Origin of the sequence: Euhalothece natronophila Z-M001, assembly GCF_007904085.1 — a bacterium.
Taxonomy (GTDB): domain Bacteria; phylum Cyanobacteriota; class Cyanobacteriia; order Cyanobacteriales; family Rubidibacteraceae; genus Halothece; species Halothece natronophila.
On the sequence record NZ_CP042326.1, the window covers coordinates 2,881,709 to 2,898,382 of the forward strand.

Below are 16,674 nucleotides of genomic sequence, written 5' to 3' on the forward strand. Positions count from 1 at the left end.
CCTTTGCTCTATTATGGTTTTGATCTCAATAAATCTATGATAACTATCTCAAGATAAAATGTGACTAGATTTTTTGCTCTCAACAAGTTATCTTTTCCTAGGATAGTCACTCTTAGATTAAGAGTGCTGATACCAAAATGATTAACATTCACAATCATGGTAAAAGTTGTTTTATATCAGCCAGAAATTCCACCTAATACAGGAAACATTGCTCGTACTTGTGCGGCGACAAACACAGAACTTCATTTGGTGGGAGAGTTGGGGTTTGATATCAGCGATCGCGCTGTAAAGCGTGCAGGGCTCGATTATTGGCCCTATGTTGACTTACATCAGCATCAAGACTGGGATACATTCACTCAATATCGCCAACGCATTGGGGGAAATCTGATTGCTTTTAGCGTCAAAGGAAAAAAGCCCTATACCAACTATTTCTTTCAGAACGAAGACTGGCTATTATTTGGACAAGAAAGTAGTGGCTTACCCCCAGAAATTATGGCAAGTTCAGACGAACTTTTAAGAATCCCCATCCCTAGTCCTCATGTTCGTAGCCTCAACCTATCAGTAAGCGTAGCAATTGTTTTGTACGAAGCTAAAGGACAACTTAAACAGCTTTGTGATCCTGCTTTTTCCCAATAATTCTGAAAAAAGGGAACAATTTGCGATGAAATCCGTTAAACTAACCACAATAAACTTAACAAAAAGTTTATGATAGTCCTGTGCTAGTAAAGCAACAATCAACTCACTGGTGTTTCCAGTTGGTAGTCTAAACTACAAAAATCAATTTAACTGCTGGTAAATTTTGATTCTGAAAGATAATAAGGTTCAACATAAGGAGGTTTTCTTGAAAGATCCATTAAATAGTGTCCCCCCACTCTCTAACTCTCGCTCTACTCAAGTACCTTTAGCTACGACATTATTACATCAAGGAATTTTCCTGACCAAACGCTCAACCCTCGCAGCTCTCCCCATGTTGACTTTCTTATTCATGCTGCAACCAGCTCAGGCTTGGGAAAAAAATGCCACCCTAGAAAAATCTGACCAGTCTGTTCAAAGTCCCACAAAGTTAAGCATTGATCCCAAAACCATCCACAAAATCCAAAAAGGGGATACTCTCTGGGAATTATCTCGACAGTATGATATTTCACCCCAAGAAATTGCTAAGCATAATGACCTTAACCCGGAAAGCGTTTTACAAGTGGGGGAAATATTAACCATTCCAAAAGGTGATCATCTCAAGGCAACGCAACCTCAACTAGTGGAATTATCTGCAGGAGGAATTGGTGGTGCAGCACCACAAGAAAACTCAATTATCGTTGAACCGCTTAGTGAAACGGATCCTGTTACTGCTGTTCCCAATCTCATTGCTCAAAATTTTACCTCCTCTCAAAATTCTGAGAAAGAGTTAACTTCCGAATTGCCAGTTCAGGACTTTCTTGCTGATATTAAGGAATTACGAACCCAGTATCAACAAAAACGCTCAGAAAATGAAGAGCCAGAATCTCTAAACTTTGATCAGGAAAATCAAAATTTAGACAAAATGGTTTTTTCCTCTACAGAATCTAGTGAGGACAAGCAAGAGATTGATGCTGACTCTTTGGCTTCTGCTCCGATTAAAATTGAATTTTATAATCACTTCTTAAATCTTCCCATCGGAGAAACTGTTAGCCCAGAATTGCCTGCTTTATCTTCCCCGGATCAGTATCTTCCAGAACCCGGAGAAGAGTTTGATGGCTATATTTGGCCAGCAGAAGGGGTTTTTACTTCAGGATATGGTCAGCGCTGGGGAAGGATGCACCGTGGAATTGATATTGCTGGCCCCATTGGCACCCCGATTTTAGCCGCTGCTCCCGGGGAAGTCATCTTTGCTGGCTGGAATAATGGAGGCTTTGGTAAACTGGTTAAACTTAAGCATCCTGATGAAACTGTCACCCTTTATGCCCATAACAACCGTATTTTAGTCCAGAAAGGGCAAGAGGTTGATCAAGGAGAGCAAATTGCTGAAATGGGAACCACTGGGCGTAGTACAGGCCCTCATCTCCACTTTGAAATTCATCCCCATGAACAGGGGGCTGTTGATCCTCTAGCTCATCTTCCCTCCGGAGAACAAGTACAGAGAGGGCAAAAAATTACAGACGAAAAAATGAATAGTAATTACACGAGTCGCCGTTAGGGACTTGCAAAAAATCGTTAGCCAAGGGGGAGTAACCCCCTTTTTCTATACCGATGTCCTCATTACCATTAATTACATCAATTTACACCGATGGTGCTTGTACAGGGAATCCCGGACCAGGAGGTTGGGGAGCAGTTCTTTATTTTGAAGATCGCTCTGTTTACGAAATTGGCGGTGCAGAAGCCGAAACCACTAATAATCGCATGGAAATGCAAGCCGCGATCGCTGCTTTAAGATTATTTCACAGTAGTGGGCAATCTCAGCCGATTACACTCTATACGGATAGCCAATATCTGATTAAAGGGATCACTGAGTGGTTAAAAGGTTGGAAAAAGAAAGGCTGGAAAACTGCTTCAGGGAAAAAGGTACTAAATCAGGACCTATGGGAAGTTTTAGACGAACTTAATCATTCTCTGGTTAAGTGGCATCATGTTAGAGGTCATACAGGAAATGTGGGTAATGAACGTTGTGACGCGATCGCGCGTTCTTTTGCCAATGGAGATCAAATTAATCTCAAAAAAACCGTAGAATTTTCTTTCTTAGATAACTCCGATACCGTAATTGAAGTTAACCAAACGATACAATCAGAAACGCCCAAATCAAAAGCCACTGAGGATACATCAAATATGGAAGAACTTGAGGAGCGTTTACAAGAGGATTCTCGCCTTGGTCAAGGAAATCGCATAGAAGGATTAAGGCATCTCATTGAATCTCTACGAATTGCCGACGAAATTGCCGAAAAAGGCTATTTAATTAGTAGTTCTGAACTCGCCGATTTAATGAATGTTAACGCCAGTGCTGTTACTAGTCGAGGTAATCACTGGTCTTGGCGCAATTGGGTTGTTTCCAGAGTTAGACGGGAAGGCAATCAAATTCTCTGGCAACTCGAACGAGCAGAAGGTTAGCCTAGTAAACTCGTCCCCGCCATTGTTTGGGACGTTTACTAGCTGATAACAAAATTCGTAACACTGCTAATCCGTCAGCCAAAGGAGATAACCAAAATAACCAAGAATGCTTAGTGTTTTGACGATCATAAGATGGGGAAACCGCTAATAGTAATCCGAAGCGGGTTAATAATAACCCACCATTGAGACTCCCTAACAAAATAAAAACTCTACTACTTTCTCCCGCTAAAATAGCTAGGAAATTCCCAATAAAAAGGGGAAGAGGGAGTGCTTGTAGGAACAGCAACAACCATAGTTCCAAGAGCAATAGGCTAGGAGTGGAGGCATCTTTTAAATCAAGAGAGCGTCCCCATTCCTGCCAGGTTTCTTTCATGCCCTCGTACATTCTTACTTTAATTACTTTCGCCCCATCTAAAAAACCTACAGAATACCCCTGCTTGGCTGCATAGCGAGCTAATGTTACATCATCACAAAAAGAGTCTTTGGCTGCGCTATAACCGCCAATTGAGGCTAAAACCTCGCGACGAGCTAAGAAACATTGTCCATTTGCCATCACTCGCTGTGGTGGATCAGCTTTTACGCCTGCTACATCAAACCGATAGAGCAATGTCATTAAGAGAGCTGGTTGCAACCACCATTCCCCTGCTGATTTCAACATAAATTGTGGTGATAGAGAGAGGAGATCATAGCCTTGTAATTGAGCAGCATTAATCATTGCTGGTACTAGCCCTGGTTGAGGTTGAGTATCAGCATCAATCCCTAAAACCCATTCACTTTTCGGGGAACTCGCGCTTAAGCCATTGTGTAAAGCCCAAGGGCGACCTACCCATGCTGGCGGTAAGGGATCATCTGTGAGGAGATGAAATCGTGGATCATTTTGCTGTGCCTTTTTAATCAGTTCAGGAGTGCCATCACTGGAGTCACTATCCACGATCAGGATTTCCCTAACTTCGTAAGTTTGTTGGGCTAGCCCCTTTAAGCAAGGAGAAATGCGCTCAGCTTCATTAAGGGTGGGAACAATAATACTCACTGTTCCTAATTGTTCTGGCGTTGCTACTTGTGGGCAGAGAGGAGGAAACCGTTTTGCCCCCTTCAGAATACGGGACAAGAAAATTAAAGTAGCAGGAACTTGTAGCAGTAGTAGTAAGAAGGCAAGGGTTACTAGGGTGAATTCTAGATTATGGGTCATTCCTCCTCCAAGACTTAAAGGATACTGTAGCAACGACACAGATTAACATTTTAGCTATCAAACCTGCGTTAACCTACAGAAACCGATTGTTTATCGCTAAGGCTTTGGCTATCTGTATTACTGGTGATTGCTACAGTAGGCGTAACCCAATAAAGCACAGAACAGGGAATAATGGCAAACACAATTCCGAGAACTACGGGAATCCAAATTCCAGCCGCTAAACTGAGAATAACGCCAAATAGAATGTTAGAGAAGTAAATTGCAAAGGGAAAGGTTAGATCACGACGGGCTAATCCCAGGGGTTCATTGCTCCAAAATAAGTGAGCGACTCCCATAAAAATCATGCCCGTGATAAACCACCCGATGAAGTTTTGATAAGGCATTCCGAAAAATGCGCCTGGTTGTTCCCATACCCAAAAAGGGACATCAGCTTGACTCATCGCTGGATCAAGAACAAAATCCCAGAAAGTAAGGAGAAGAGAACCGAGCGCGATCGCGCTAAGAGAGCGAATCCAACTGGGTAAGGCAATCTGTTCTAATCCCACTCGGGCAATTAAATAAGTACAAAATCCCACATAAAACCAAGATAAAGGAATCGTAAATGGCACTAAGTCCGCAATTTTATAACCTAAGCCACTTAAATAATGATAGTGCCCAAAAGGGAAGCCAGTGCTAGTTCCTAATAGTTCACTAGCTAAAGATAAACTTAAAGCTGGAACCATGAACGTTAACCAGCGTTTTCCCCCAAGATTTTGATAAGCATAAAACGCCACTGCTCCAAATCCGAGCAACATATAAACAACACCTCCCCCAGCCATTGAGTATTCAAAGGCTTTCATGCCAATGGGAGGAAGACTAGCAACAAAGTCTGGATTGGGAAGCACTAATACTAACCCTGCCACCCCAAACAGCATGGCAAAAAGATGGCTGATTAATAAGATAGTTGCTGGAGAGAGGTTTTTCGCCTCTTGTTTGATATTCATGTAAGTTTCTCCTTTTAGTACAATTGATTCATGGTAAAAGCATGGCTTGGGTTGATCGCGCTCCGATAAAAAACAGGAGAGATCAATAAAGATTAATTAATAGTTTACAAAAATTTACAATAAATGTTGCAAATTTGAGAAAAATGTTTTCCTTGCTACCTTAACTCACATGGCTAGCCTGCTGGATGTCCCGATCACCTTATTAATTACTGAAGGGGTTGTTCGTTTTTGTCTTCTAGTTTTCAAGTTAAACATACACTTTAAGTAGAATCACTGTTTCCTTTTACGCTAAAATCTCAGGAATCTTCATAAAACCGTTAAGATCTAAACAACGTTCCTAAATACTGATAACAAACTTACTCGAATAGCAGATTATCATCGGAAATTCACAATGAACTTATTTCTCCCTGAAGAAAACAACTTAACGATTCGCTCAATTCAAAATCGAGATTTACCAGCGATTGAATCTTTACTGAGTAAATCCCATGAACTCCATCATAGTGGTTCTGCCATCGCTTTGGCGAAAGAAATTGAGAATTTTCGCGCTTTTTATAGCGCAATTAAGCTATTAAGCTTCTTTCCTAACCCTGCTCAACATCGCTTTTGCATCTATGTTGCGGAACAGGAAGAAAAAGTAGTAGGAGCGATTAAAGTTGCCCCGGCTAATAGTAGCCGTAGTACCTGGCAGGTGGAGCATATTTTAGTTGATCCTAACTATCCTGTTTCAGGGAAACGAATTGGTTCACAACTATTGCGATACTGTTTTGAAACCATCTGGGAAGCAAGAACTTGGATTTTAGAAGTTAATATTCATCACAAAAATATTTTAAGCCTTTATCGACGTAATGGCTTCCAGCCCTTAGCCCAATTTACCTATTGGTCGATTCCCTGTGAGAAGCTGAAAGAATTAGGAGAGCGAGAACCCAAACTCCCTAATTTACTTCCCATTAATAATGCTGATGCTCAATTACTTTACCAGCTAGATACAGTTTCTATGCCCCCCTTATTGCGTCAAGTGTTTGATCGTCATGTTAAAGATTTTCAACGTAATATTTTTGACATGGTAATTAATCGCATTCAGCAGTGGTTAGGAAATGGAGGGCAAAGCCAAGGTTATGTCTTTGAACCGCAACGTAAAGCCGCGATCGCGTATTACCAGTTAACTCAATCTCCTGACAGCTCCCTTCCCAACGCAGGTAAATTAACGGTTCATCCTGCTTACACCTGGCTCTATCCAGAACTCCTCAGCAAAATGGCACAATTAGTGTCAAAACGCGAAAATAAATCCCTACTCCTTGCTTCTGCCGACTATCAACCAGAAAGAGAAGAATATCTCGAAGAAATTGGCGCAGAAAGAGTTGAACATACCCTTCTTCTTTCTCGCTCTGTATGGCATAAATTGCGAGAAGCTCCCTCCTCTTCCTTGGAAAAGCTACAACTATCTGGAGTTTTACAAGGATTACGCCCCGGTCGCACTCCTATTCCTAGCCGTTTACCTTGGCTTAATTCTTGTGGTAATGACTTTTATCCTGAAAATGGCAATCAAGATCCTCTTACCCCAGACACTGGAGAAGGAGAAGAAGATTGAAAACAAAGTTATCGGTATTAGGGCTAGACATTGGAAAAAAACGGATTGGAGTTGCTGGTTGTGATGGCACAGGCTTAATTGCCACTCCAATTACGACCTTTGAAAGGACACACTTTAAAAATGATATAAATTACCTAAATGATCTAATTAATAAACGTCAAGTAACGATGTTGGTCATTGGTTTACCCTATACCCTTGATGGAACATTAGGAAAACAGGCGCAACGTATTCAAAGTTATGCAAAAAAGTTAGAGACAGCTTTGAAACTTCCTATTGAATATGTAGATGAGCGCCTAACTTCCATTGAAGCAGAAACATTATTGAAAACCAAAAAAGGATTTTCCCCGCGACGGGACAAAGCCCAAATTGATGCTCATGCTGCTGCCATTCTTCTGCAACAATGGCTTAACCAGCATCGAGAAAGTTTTAGCCAGAGATTGTGAGAATTTTACTATAGCAATATGATCTCATTTGTAAAAACTAGTTCAACATTACGATCCCCCCTACCCCCCTTACTAAGGGGGGAATTAAAGGGGGGATCCCAACTAAAAAATTACAACTGATTTAGGATTGCTATATTAATTTCTGATTTACTCAGACTCAGTTTTTCCTCTTCTCTTTTGCCAATATTGTTTTGCTTCTGCTTCTAATTTCTCAATATCTCTGCGCCATCTTACTAAATTTTTCTCTCGTTTTTCCTGTTTTTCTGCATTAGGAACAGGAAGCCCTTTATTAGGATCATAACGATCTAAAAATGGTTTATTGGGATTATTGGGATTCCTTCTTTTAAAGTGAGTTGTTCCATCATTCGGTAAAATGTTTCTTTGCCATAGCCATCTTTCACAGAAAAATTGCCACAGATACTTATGATCATGAACTTCTCCCCCTAAAAAACGTAACCGTTTGATAGATAATTGAGAAGATGCAAATAATTCTTGTTCAATGTTGGGATATTGATGACGATTAAAAAGACGAGTTTCGCTACCAGTTCCCCGAAAGAACTCAACAACAAACCAATCCCCAAAATCAAAAATACAAACTTCTGTTTTCTCACTTCCATCTTCTTGTAAAATATCTATATCTTGGTTTTCGACTACGTTCACTGAAGACTGAGGCAATAAAATCCGAATCCGCTCAAATTGATCTGAATATTGCTCCCAAAAATACTTTCTACTATCTAGTTGATTAGCCTCCCAATGAGGTAGGTTGAGTCTTTTTAAGATTAAATCTACGATTGTTTGAAAGTCTTGATAATTCGCTGCTCCAAACCACTTTCTTAAAGCCTTTTTCCCTTCAGAAGAAAGCCATTGCCATTTAGAATCTGCAATCCGTGAGCTATAATTATTTTGTAACCACTCCACTAAATTAGGAAACTGATTTCCAGAGTCTGGACTTACGTTTTTAAGTAAAGTTTCAACATTACTAACTTGCTGTGCCGTTTTCATTTCCTGAAAACAATTGACTAACCATTCTCCTCCTGCTTCTAATTCCTGAAAAAATGCAGTCACAACATACTCCAAGCTATCTTCAACGACACTTAATTGAGTGGGTAATTGAGCCGTTGCAAATAACTCTTTGGGGGTTAATGCTTCTTCTTTCGCCAGTGTTACTAAGAATAAAAGCGGATCGCGTTGTTTAAGAATAATTAAAATATTAATAGTGAGATCATCTTGAAGAATCTCTGATAAAGTAGAAAAGGTCTCAACAAAAGAGGGTGCGATCTGATTAAGATAGCCATCATAATAATAAGCTAGTCGCCAACATAAACGCCGTTTAATCCCATCATTATCTATAGCACACTGCCAAATTAGTCGTGATGTTGCTAATTGTTTTTCTCTAGAAGTGTAACTATCCCAGCTTGCTTTTTGATGAATACAATAAACCCATTCCAGCAAGCTAATATTATCAGCTTTTCCTTGTTCTAAATCTTGCATAATTTCATCTAAACTGCGAGGAGAGCGCAGAGCAAGGTTTGTAATATTTAATGGGATTTGTGATGATGAAACTTGCTCCTCATTATTAAAATTATGAGCTAATTTTGTTAAAGCCGTTGGTTTAAGTTGTAAAGGGGGAATAGAAACAATCGTTTTAAAGTCCATTAGTATTTGTTTATCGCATTTTCAAAAAGTAAGTTACACTCTATAGCAATCCTAAATCAGTTGTAAATTTTTAGTTGGGATCCCCCCTTTAATTCCCCCCTTACTAAGGGGGGTGGGGGGGGATCGTAAGGTTGAACTAGTTTTTACAAATGAGATCATATTGCTATATAACGCCTCTTAATAAAATCTGGATTGGGAATGGTGTTTATTCATCGAGAAAATTTTCTCGACGCATTTGAAAACGAAAGGTAACTTTTCGATCTGTCGGATCATCTATTTCTGGGTTAGCATCCATTTCTCCCCGTCCACTAATTAAAATTTTTTGTTCAAACTTATCTGCATTCGGAAACTTCAATTCATCAGAAAAAATATAATTAGCAACAGATAAAGCCCGTTGTAAACTTAAAGCGCGATTATATGCTTCATCGCCAGCAGAACTGGTGTGTCCTTCAATCACCACCCGTGCAATTTGTTCTTCAAATTCAGCTTGAGAAAAAATCACTTCACTATAAATAGGAATAAATTTGTCTAAAAATTCTTTTCCTTCTGCTCTTAATTCTGACTCATTTTCCTCAAATAGAATTTGGTCATCTAAACTGACATCACCCGTTTCTGGATCAACTTCAACTGCATCTCCACCTAATCCATCTTCAATCGCTGTCATAACAATTAATGGGAGATTCTTTAAGGCTTCTTCATATTGAGTTAATTCCTCAATTTTTCTTTGTAACTGCACTTGAGTGGTAATAAAAAGCAAAGCAAAAAATAGAAGCAAGCCTGACATTAAATCACTAATTGAAAGCCAAATTCCCGATTCTTGATCTTGCTCATCTTCTAACTCTAGTTCAGACTCAAACTCTTTAAAATTAACCATTGTTTTTCTCTCATTATCTACGTTCTTGAGTATTCTGTAAATCATTGGCTGCGGTCACTAAGTATTCAGCAACGCCCATTAAATTGTGAGAAGTAGCATTCAGTTGATTACAAACTTCTGCGGCTGCTTGTTCTGACTGTTCTCGCCCTTGTTGATAAGTGTCATTGGCTTGTTCAAAGTATTGGGTAAGATGCTGATTCCAAGTGTCTAAACCTTGATTAAAGTTTTGAATTAGCTTTTCATAGGCTTGATTGATTTTTTGTGATTCGCTGCCTAAGGTTCGAGAAATTTCTTGAATTTGTCCCAGTCTTTCGGCGGAAGTTAAACCAGTTGTATTAGCTAAATGAGCCACTGTTTCGGTAGTCTTTTGAATTTTATCCATGCTAGTGATAATTTCTTCTGACATTTGTTTAGCATCTTCTTGGAAAACAGTTTGTAGTTCTTTGATGACTTCTTCTAATCCTTCTCGCTGTTTTCCTAAAGTTTGTTCTAGTAAAGTATTTTGTTCGCTAAAAAATTGGTTCAAAGAGTCTTGGTAATTAGTACGGAATTTTTCTAATTCTTCCTCTACAGTTTGGCGAGTATTTTGTAAGCTAGAATCAACATTAGTCAGTGTTCTATTTATTAATCCGTGCAGGAAATAGTTAACACCTAAAGGCCAGCATATTGAACTGGCTGAGCCCAAAAATAACGACTAATACGTTCGGGACATTTCTGAAGACTGTATAAATAAGAGCGAACCCTTTTCATGAGTTCATTACGATTACGGGGTCTTTGTCGTCTCATAGCATTGCTTTTAATGTCCTGATTGAGAAATTCATCGGGATTTCGTTCTGGGCTGTAGGGGGGAAGATAAAACAGTTCCAATTCATCCTGATGTTGAGCTACCCATTGTTGAACTTTACGGGAGCGATGTACTGGGTGGCGATCTACAATCAAAAAAACTTTGTTTTCCCTGGAGCGAATTAATCGGCGTAAAAATTCCAAAAAGACATCGCTATTAAATCCCCCTTGAAATACTTGAAAGCGTAGGGTTCCTCGATTGGTCAGGGCGGAAATTAAGTTGCAACTGAAACGTTGCCCAGTTCCTTCTACAATTGGCGTTTTCCCTACCTCAGACCAACAAGTCCCTGCTTGATGGTCCGAACGCAATCCCATTTCATCACCCCAATGAATCTCAGCTCCTTCCTGCTGTGCTCGCTTGTGAATCGCTGGATATTCATGAGTTAACCAATGCTGAAGCTGGTGAGGACATTGCTCACGAGCGCATTTGGCAGGCTTTTGTGGAGACAGTCCCCAACGACGCAGATAACGACCAATCGTCGTTTGAGAAAGAGTAATTCCCCAACATTGTTCAATGAGCTGAGATACGGCTTGTCGAGTCCAGAGAGTAAATGGCAGTTGTAGTTGTTCTGGGCTGTAATCCCGAATGAGACGAGTAATTGTCGTTACCTGCGATCGCGCCAAGGTAGGATGCTCACGACGACCTTGTTTACAAGCTTTGAGAGCTGTCTCACCCCCACGACGGTAACGTTGCACCCACTGATTAACTGCTGTACGAGTAACTCCAAACTCTTGGGCCACTTCTCCTTGAGAACGTTTGTTCTCAATCACTGCCATGACCGCCCTTTTACGGATTGCTTGTTGAGCTTGAGGGGGTAAACTCCGAGCGTCTTTTAATTGCATATAGAAAACTGCCGTACTTCACTTTCCCATGTTAACTATTTAGCGCACGGATTAATAAGTTTTCACTCGCCTGAGTCATTATCTCTGAGGCTTCACTTCCGACACGAGTAAGAGTATTAGACTGTTCAGCAAAAGCATTATTGGCTTCTTGTAAGATATGTTCGGTGGAATGTTGGACATTTTCTAACATCGTTTGCTGTTGTTGCGCTTGGGTGGTGAGGGAGGCTTGTAAATCTTCTCGTATTCCTCGGAAGGTGTGAGAGGCTTGTTCAGCGCTTTCTGCAAAAGCTGTGCGTTGGGCTTCCATTCCTGAAATGCTTTCATTAACAGCGTAGTTAATATCTGTCGCCACTTTTTCCATCACTCCTTGAGTATCCGTTTTAAATTGATCTAAAATTTGTTTTAAGTTTTGGGCAAAATCTTCTAATTCTCCAAGGGTTTGTTCTTGGAATTGTTGGATGGTTTGAATTGAGGTGGCTAAACTGTCAGAAATCCCCCCTAATTCTTGTTTTAATTCTTGAACTGCGTTGGAGGCTTCTTTAGTGGTTTCTGCACTCGCGTCAAGACGATTAGCTATTGGTTCAATTACCTCGGTTCGTAATTCTCCTACGACAGTTTTTATGACTTCTTGACGTTGAGTTTCAATGGTTTGACGTTGCTGGTTTAAATCAGTTTTAATTTCATCAAATGTAGGTGTTAAAGCAGTAGCTACTTCTGCGCCAATGGTTTCTGGTTGAAGTGTTTTTAAAGTTTGTAAGGTTTGGTATTGTGCGTTGAGATCATTTCTCACTTCCTGTAAGCTAGGTTGTAAGGAATTAGCTATTTCTTTTCCCATCGTTTTCGGATTTAAATTGGCTAATCCTTCCATTTTTTCCGCTAGCTTTCCTAATTGAACAATTAACGCCTCTTCTGTATTGTTATTACTACGTCTGTCTCTGTCTCGAATTTGTTTAATTAGATGATTTCGACGACGGCGTTTGCTCATTTCACTAACAGCAAGGATAACAATGAAGAAACTGGCACTTCCTAACCCCCAAAGAGAAGTTTGGAAAGCGGTTTGCATTCCTGTTAAAATTTCTGTACTGTTTCTAATTAGCGCATCACTATCGTTAATTGCTTCTAGGTTAATGCCTTGAAAGCCAAAATAAATCCCTGTAAATGTTCCTAAAATTCCCAGTGCTGTTAGGAGTGTAGGAATAAAATGGAGGGGGCTACGAGTATTTCCTTTCTGGAAAATTGAAAGGTCAGATTGATTGCCTTTTTTGTTTTCTTGCAAGGTAGTTTTGGTTTGTTGCCAATAGTTTAGGCTGAGGAGAATTTCAATAATGATTCCTGTAATAAAAACTAAACAAATGGCAGTAATAAAAACGAAGTTAACTGAATTGTCTAGATGCAGCATAATTCCTGAGTATTTACAGTTAATTAATAGATGCTAGGTTTTGTTATCTCTACGCAACCTACGTTGATAAGTGTGATTAAATAATATTTTCACTTTAGCTTAAACTACGCCTTTTATGTGTCTTTGACTACAATCAACTGCTCTAATTCCTCAGGAGTTAATATTTTTGTAGCCACACGAGCAGGAATATGGGCTGCATTCCAATATTCGTCAATGGGGTGATGTAAGCGAATACTATAAACGGCTTCTTTGCTTTCGGTTTCGTCATCAAGGATGAGATAAACTTGTTGGGGATAGTTTCGTAGGAGGCGAATTTGCAAGCTTGTTTTTAAGTCTCTGAGGGAGGTAGCCAGAGGAGCGTTTGGGGCTAATAATTGCTCTGAGGCTTCTTTCCAAGCGTGATTAATGGCATTAACTTCAGTAATTAAAGTTTTCACCTGAGGAGATAGTTCCATGAGTTTAATATTGTGTTTCTAATCAAGAAACGATTAACTCCCCCAAAGTGTGTACTCAGAACAGAAACTTTTTTAAATTGTTGGGAAAAATGCGGACGGAGAGACTCGAACTCTCACGTCAGAGACACTAGAACCTAAATCTAGCGCGTCTACCAATTCCGCCACGTCCGCATAAGCATCGCGAGGTAAAATATACCATATTTATGGGGAATCGACAAGTCCTAAACAAATTATGAACCTGCAAAAGTATTTCCTTATTACCGTGTTGATGGGAAGTTTTACGATCGCGCTGCCGAAATTGGCGCAAGGACAATCATTACCAGAGTTAACGCCAACAACGCCACAAGCGGTACAATATCTAAAGCAAGGGTTACAAGAGGCGCAGGCGGGAAACACTGATAGCGCGATCGCGCTTTTTGAAGAGGCTGTAAGTTTAGATAGAACTCTTGCCCCTGCCCATTATAATTTGGGATTAGCTTTGCGAGAAAAAGGAGACTTACAAGCGGCTGCGGATGCGTTTTATCAAGCTGTCTCCATTAATCCCAATCTTGCTATTGCTCATGCTAATTTAGGGGCAGCTCTACTAGAAGGGAATAACCCCGAACAAGCTAAAGCCTACCTAGAAGAAGCCCTTGAACTTTCTCCAGATTTGGGAATTGCTCACTATAATCTCGGCTTAGTGGCAAGGGAACAGGAAAATTTCTCCGCTGCGATTAGTCATTTCCAGAATGCCCAAAAATATCGCTCAGAAGCCCCCGAAGTTCACTATCATTTAGGATTAGCCCAACTGGAAACAGGAAACTTAGACGGTGCAAAAACGGCAATTGAGGAAGCAATTAACATTAATCCTCAATTTGAAAAAGCCCATTATGCCCTAGGCAAAGTGTGGGCAGGTGAAGAAAGATGGAATCGGGCTTTAAATGCTTTTGAAGAAGCGGTTAATATTAATCCAGACTTAGCAAGTGGCTATTACGCGATCGCGCTCATGTTATTACAACAAGAACAATGGGAACCAGCCCAAGAAAACCTACAACAAGCAAAAACCCTTTATCAACAACAGGAAAACAGGGAAATGGCACTGTATGCCCAACAACTCATAGAAAGAATTGCAGCTCAAATTGAAAATTAGAAGCAGGCTAGATCAATCTCTTAATTAATCTAATCGCTACCTTTTTTTTAATCGCGCTATCGTAAAGAAAGATGAAGTTATTAACACTGAAATAAACCTCCATGACTACCACCACCACAAAACCCAATCCGCTGCTAATTGGCGAAGGATTACCGCCTTTTCCTGACATTGAACCGCATCATGTTGTCAGTGGAATAAAAGAATTATTAACAGAACTCAATGAAGAATTAACCCAGCTTGAAGCAACGGTTACCCCAACTTGGGAAGGGGTAGCCGAACCCTTAACTGCTATTGAAGAACGCCTCAATTGGAGTTGGGGGATTGTTAGCCATTTAATGGGGGTAAAAAATAGTGAGGAATTACGAGAGGCTTACGAAACTGTCCAACCAGAGGTAGTTAAGTTTATTAATAAATTGAGTCAAAGCAAGCCCCTCTATGAAGCATTTAAGTTGTTGCGTAATAGTGCAGAATGGGATCATCTTGAGGTTGCCCAAAAACGCATTGTTGAGTCTTCTATCCAAGATGCAGAACTATCAGGGGTGGGTTTAGAAGGAGAAGCAAAAGAACGGTTTAATGCTATTCAATTGGAGTTAGCTGAACTCTCTACCCAATTCTCGAATCATGTTCTTGATGCCACCAAAGCCTTTACCCTGAGATTAACCACTCCAGAAGAAGTTGCCGGATTACCCCAAAGTGCGCTGAGTTTGGCTGCTCAAATGGCTCGTCAAAAGGGAGACGAAGAGGCAACTGCTGATAACGGTCCTTGGGTGATTACCCTCGATATGCCTAGTTTGATTCCTTTTCTGAAACATAGTCAACGGCGGGATTTAAGGGAGAAGGTTTATCGGGCATTTATTACTCGCGCTTCTAGTGGGGAGTTAGATAATAACCCAATTATTGAGCGGATTTTGAAGTTACGGAAAGAAAAAGCCCATTTATTAGGGTTTGAGAACTATGCTCAATTGAGTTTAGCCCGAAAAATGGCGCCTGATGTGGAAGCAGTGGAAAAATTATTAGAAGAGTTACGTCAGGCAAGTTATGAAGCGGCAGTATCAGAACATGAAGAGTTAAAAGCCTTTGTTAAAGCCAAAGGTGCGCCAGAAGCTGATGATCTCCAGCCTTGGGATATTAATTATTGGGCAGAACGACAACGGGAAGAAAAATTTGCTTTTAATGCGGAAGAGTTACGCCCTTATTTCCCTCTCAATCAAGTGTTAGAGGGATTATTTAGTATTACTGAGCATCTCTTTGGCGTGACGATTACTCCTGCTGATGGGGAAGCCCCGGTATGGCATTCTCAGGTGCGCTTTTTTCGGATTAAAGACCAGGAGGGAAACCCCGTAGCTCATTTTTATCTTGATGCTTATTCTCGCCCTGAAGAAAAACGTGGTGGTGCGTGGATGGGTGAATGTCTCAATCGCGGGAAAATTAAGGATGCTAAGGGCAATCTTAGAACGCGGTTACCTGTTGCTTATCTTACCTGTAATCAAACTCCGCCTGTGGATGGTCAGCCCAGTTTAATGACTTTTGATGAAGTGGAAACCCTGTTCCATGAATTTGGTCATGGGTTACAACATATGCTGACCAAGGTGGATTATCCTGGGGCGGCTGGTATTAATAATGTGGAATGGGATGCGGTGGAATTGCCTAGCCAGTTTATGGAAAATTGGTGCTATCATCGCCCCACTTTATTCAAAATGGCAAAACATTATCAAACCGGAGAACCCTTACCAGAGGAGTATTATCAGAAGTTACTACAGGTACGGAATTATCGCAGTGGTTCAGGGATGTTGCGACAACTGCATTTTAGTTTCTTGGATTTAGAGTTACACGCCCATTACGATCCTGATAGTGGGGAAAGTCCGAAACAAGTGCGCGATCGCGTTGTTCCCACAACCACTGTTATTCCTCCACTTCCTGAAGATTCTTTTCTCTGTGCTTTTGGACATATTTTTGCTGGTGGCTATGCCGCTGGTTATTATAGCTATAAATGGGCAGAAGTCCTGAGTGCAGATGCCTTTGCGACATTTGAAGAAGCAGGTTTGGAAGATGAGACGGCTTTAGCCCAAGTGGGACAAAAATTCCGTGATACTGTCTTGGCTTTAGGGGGTTCAGTGCATCCGATGGAAGTATTTAAGTATTTTCGAGGACGCGAACCCAAAACTGAACCGTTATTGAGACAAAGTGGACTCTGATT

14 protein-coding genes, 1 tRNA gene and 2 pseudogenes are annotated in these 16,674 nt (G+C 40.6%); 8 read left to right on the forward strand and 9 right to left on the reverse strand.

The window, feature by feature from the left end; translation table 11 throughout:
• Positions 1 to 156: 156 nt before the first annotated feature.
• The 4 genes and pseudogenes from FRE64_RS14220 to FRE64_RS17960 all read left to right on the forward strand — a co-directional run bounded on the left by FRE64_RS14220 (position 157) and on the right by FRE64_RS17960 (position 3,075).
• Positions 157 to 636, forward strand: coding sequence for a tRNA (cytidine(34)-2'-O)-methyltransferase (locus tag FRE64_RS14220; RefSeq protein ID WP_146296834.1), 480 nt, complete (start codon positions 157 to 159; stop codon positions 634 to 636).
• A 973-nt stretch (positions 637 to 1,609) separates the two neighbouring features.
• A pseudogene (locus tag FRE64_RS18455) lies at positions 1,610 to 2,095 on the forward strand (M23 family metallopeptidase); the annotation flags it as partial.
• 128 nt (positions 2,096 to 2,223) lie between these two features.
• Positions 2,224 to 2,607: pseudogene (locus FRE64_RS17955) on the forward strand (ribonuclease H family protein); the annotation flags it as partial.
• Between the two features lie 189 nt (positions 2,608 to 2,796).
• Positions 2,797 to 3,075 (forward strand): hypothetical protein, encoded by a 279-nt coding sequence (locus tag FRE64_RS17960; RefSeq protein WP_246140442.1) that lies wholly within the window; start codon positions 2,797 to 2,799, stop codon positions 3,073 to 3,075.
• A 1-nt stretch (position 3,076) separates the two neighbouring features.
• On the opposite strand, the gene cruG is transcribed toward FRE64_RS17960, so the two are convergent.
• Positions 3,077 to 4,264, reverse strand: coding sequence for a 2'-O-glycosyltransferase CruG (cruG, locus tag FRE64_RS14235; protein ID WP_146296836.1), 1,188 nt, complete (start codon positions 4,262 to 4,264; stop codon positions 3,077 to 3,079).
• A gap of 68 nt (positions 4,265 to 4,332) precedes the next feature.
• Entirely contained in the window at positions 4,333 to 5,247 is a 915-nt protein-coding gene (gene cruF / locus FRE64_RS14240) for a gamma-carotene 1'-hydroxylase CruF (RefSeq protein WP_146296837.1), read from the reverse strand.
• 391 nt (positions 5,248 to 5,638) lie between these two features.
• Between cruF and FRE64_RS14245 the strand changes: the two genes are divergently transcribed.
• Entirely contained in the window at positions 5,639 to 6,835 is a 1,197-nt protein-coding gene (locus FRE64_RS14245) for a GNAT family N-acetyltransferase (protein WP_146296838.1), read from the forward strand.
• The gene (gene ruvX / locus FRE64_RS14250) at positions 6,832 to 7,278 is read left to right on the forward strand and encodes a Holliday junction resolvase RuvX (protein ID WP_146296839.1); all 447 of its coding nucleotides are present in this window, start codon (positions 6,832 to 6,834) and stop codon (positions 7,276 to 7,278) included. Before FRE64_RS14245 ends, ruvX begins: the two co-directional genes overlap by 4 nt.
• Before the next feature lie 147 nt (positions 7,279 to 7,425).
• On the opposite strand, the gene FRE64_RS14255 is transcribed toward ruvX, so the two are convergent.
• From FRE64_RS14255 to FRE64_RS14285, 7 genes are all read right to left on the reverse strand, one after another.
• Positions 7,426 to 8,934, reverse strand: coding sequence for an EH signature domain-containing protein (locus FRE64_RS14255; protein WP_146296840.1), 1,509 nt, complete (start codon positions 8,932 to 8,934; stop codon positions 7,426 to 7,428).
• Positions 8,935 to 9,139: 205 nt separating this feature from the next.
• On the reverse strand, positions 9,140 to 9,808 hold the full coding sequence (locus tag FRE64_RS14260) for an OmpA family protein (RefSeq protein WP_146296841.1): 669 nt from the start codon (positions 9,806 to 9,808) through the stop codon (positions 9,140 to 9,142).
• A 13-nt stretch (positions 9,809 to 9,821) separates the two neighbouring features.
• Positions 9,822 to 10,334: a hypothetical protein gene (locus FRE64_RS14265; protein WP_146296842.1), complete on the reverse strand. Its 513-nt coding sequence runs from the start codon at positions 10,332 to 10,334 to the stop codon at positions 9,822 to 9,824.
• 125 nt (positions 10,335 to 10,459) lie between these two features.
• On the reverse strand, positions 10,460 to 11,494 hold the full coding sequence (locus tag FRE64_RS14270; protein ID WP_146294724.1) for an IS630 family transposase: 1,035 nt from the start codon (positions 11,492 to 11,494) through the stop codon (positions 10,460 to 10,462).
• A 31-nt stretch (positions 11,495 to 11,525) separates the two neighbouring features.
• A complete protein-coding gene (locus tag FRE64_RS14275; RefSeq protein WP_146296843.1) occupies positions 11,526 to 12,893 on the reverse strand; it encodes a hypothetical protein in 1,368 nt (455 codons plus the stop codon).
• A 113-nt stretch (positions 12,894 to 13,006) separates the two neighbouring features.
• Positions 13,007 to 13,348, reverse strand: a complete 342-nt coding sequence (locus FRE64_RS14280; RefSeq protein WP_146296844.1) for a hypothetical protein — start codon at positions 13,346 to 13,348, stop codon at positions 13,007 to 13,009.
• A gap of 90 nt (positions 13,349 to 13,438) precedes the next feature.
• A tRNA-Leu gene (locus FRE64_RS14285) sits at positions 13,439 to 13,519 on the reverse strand.
• 61 nt (positions 13,520 to 13,580) lie between these two features.
• Here FRE64_RS14285 and FRE64_RS14290 point away from each other — a divergent pair.
• Both FRE64_RS14290 and FRE64_RS14295 read left to right on the forward strand, forming a co-directional pair.
• A complete protein-coding gene (locus tag FRE64_RS14290; protein WP_146296845.1) occupies positions 13,581 to 14,477 on the forward strand; it encodes a tetratricopeptide repeat protein in 897 nt (298 codons plus the stop codon).
• Positions 14,478 to 14,578: 101 nt separating this feature from the next.
• Positions 14,579 to 16,672: a M3 family metallopeptidase gene (locus tag FRE64_RS14295; RefSeq protein WP_146296846.1), complete on the forward strand. Its 2,094-nt coding sequence runs from the start codon at positions 14,579 to 14,581 to the stop codon at positions 16,670 to 16,672.
• Positions 16,673 to 16,674: the final 2 nt, after the last annotated feature.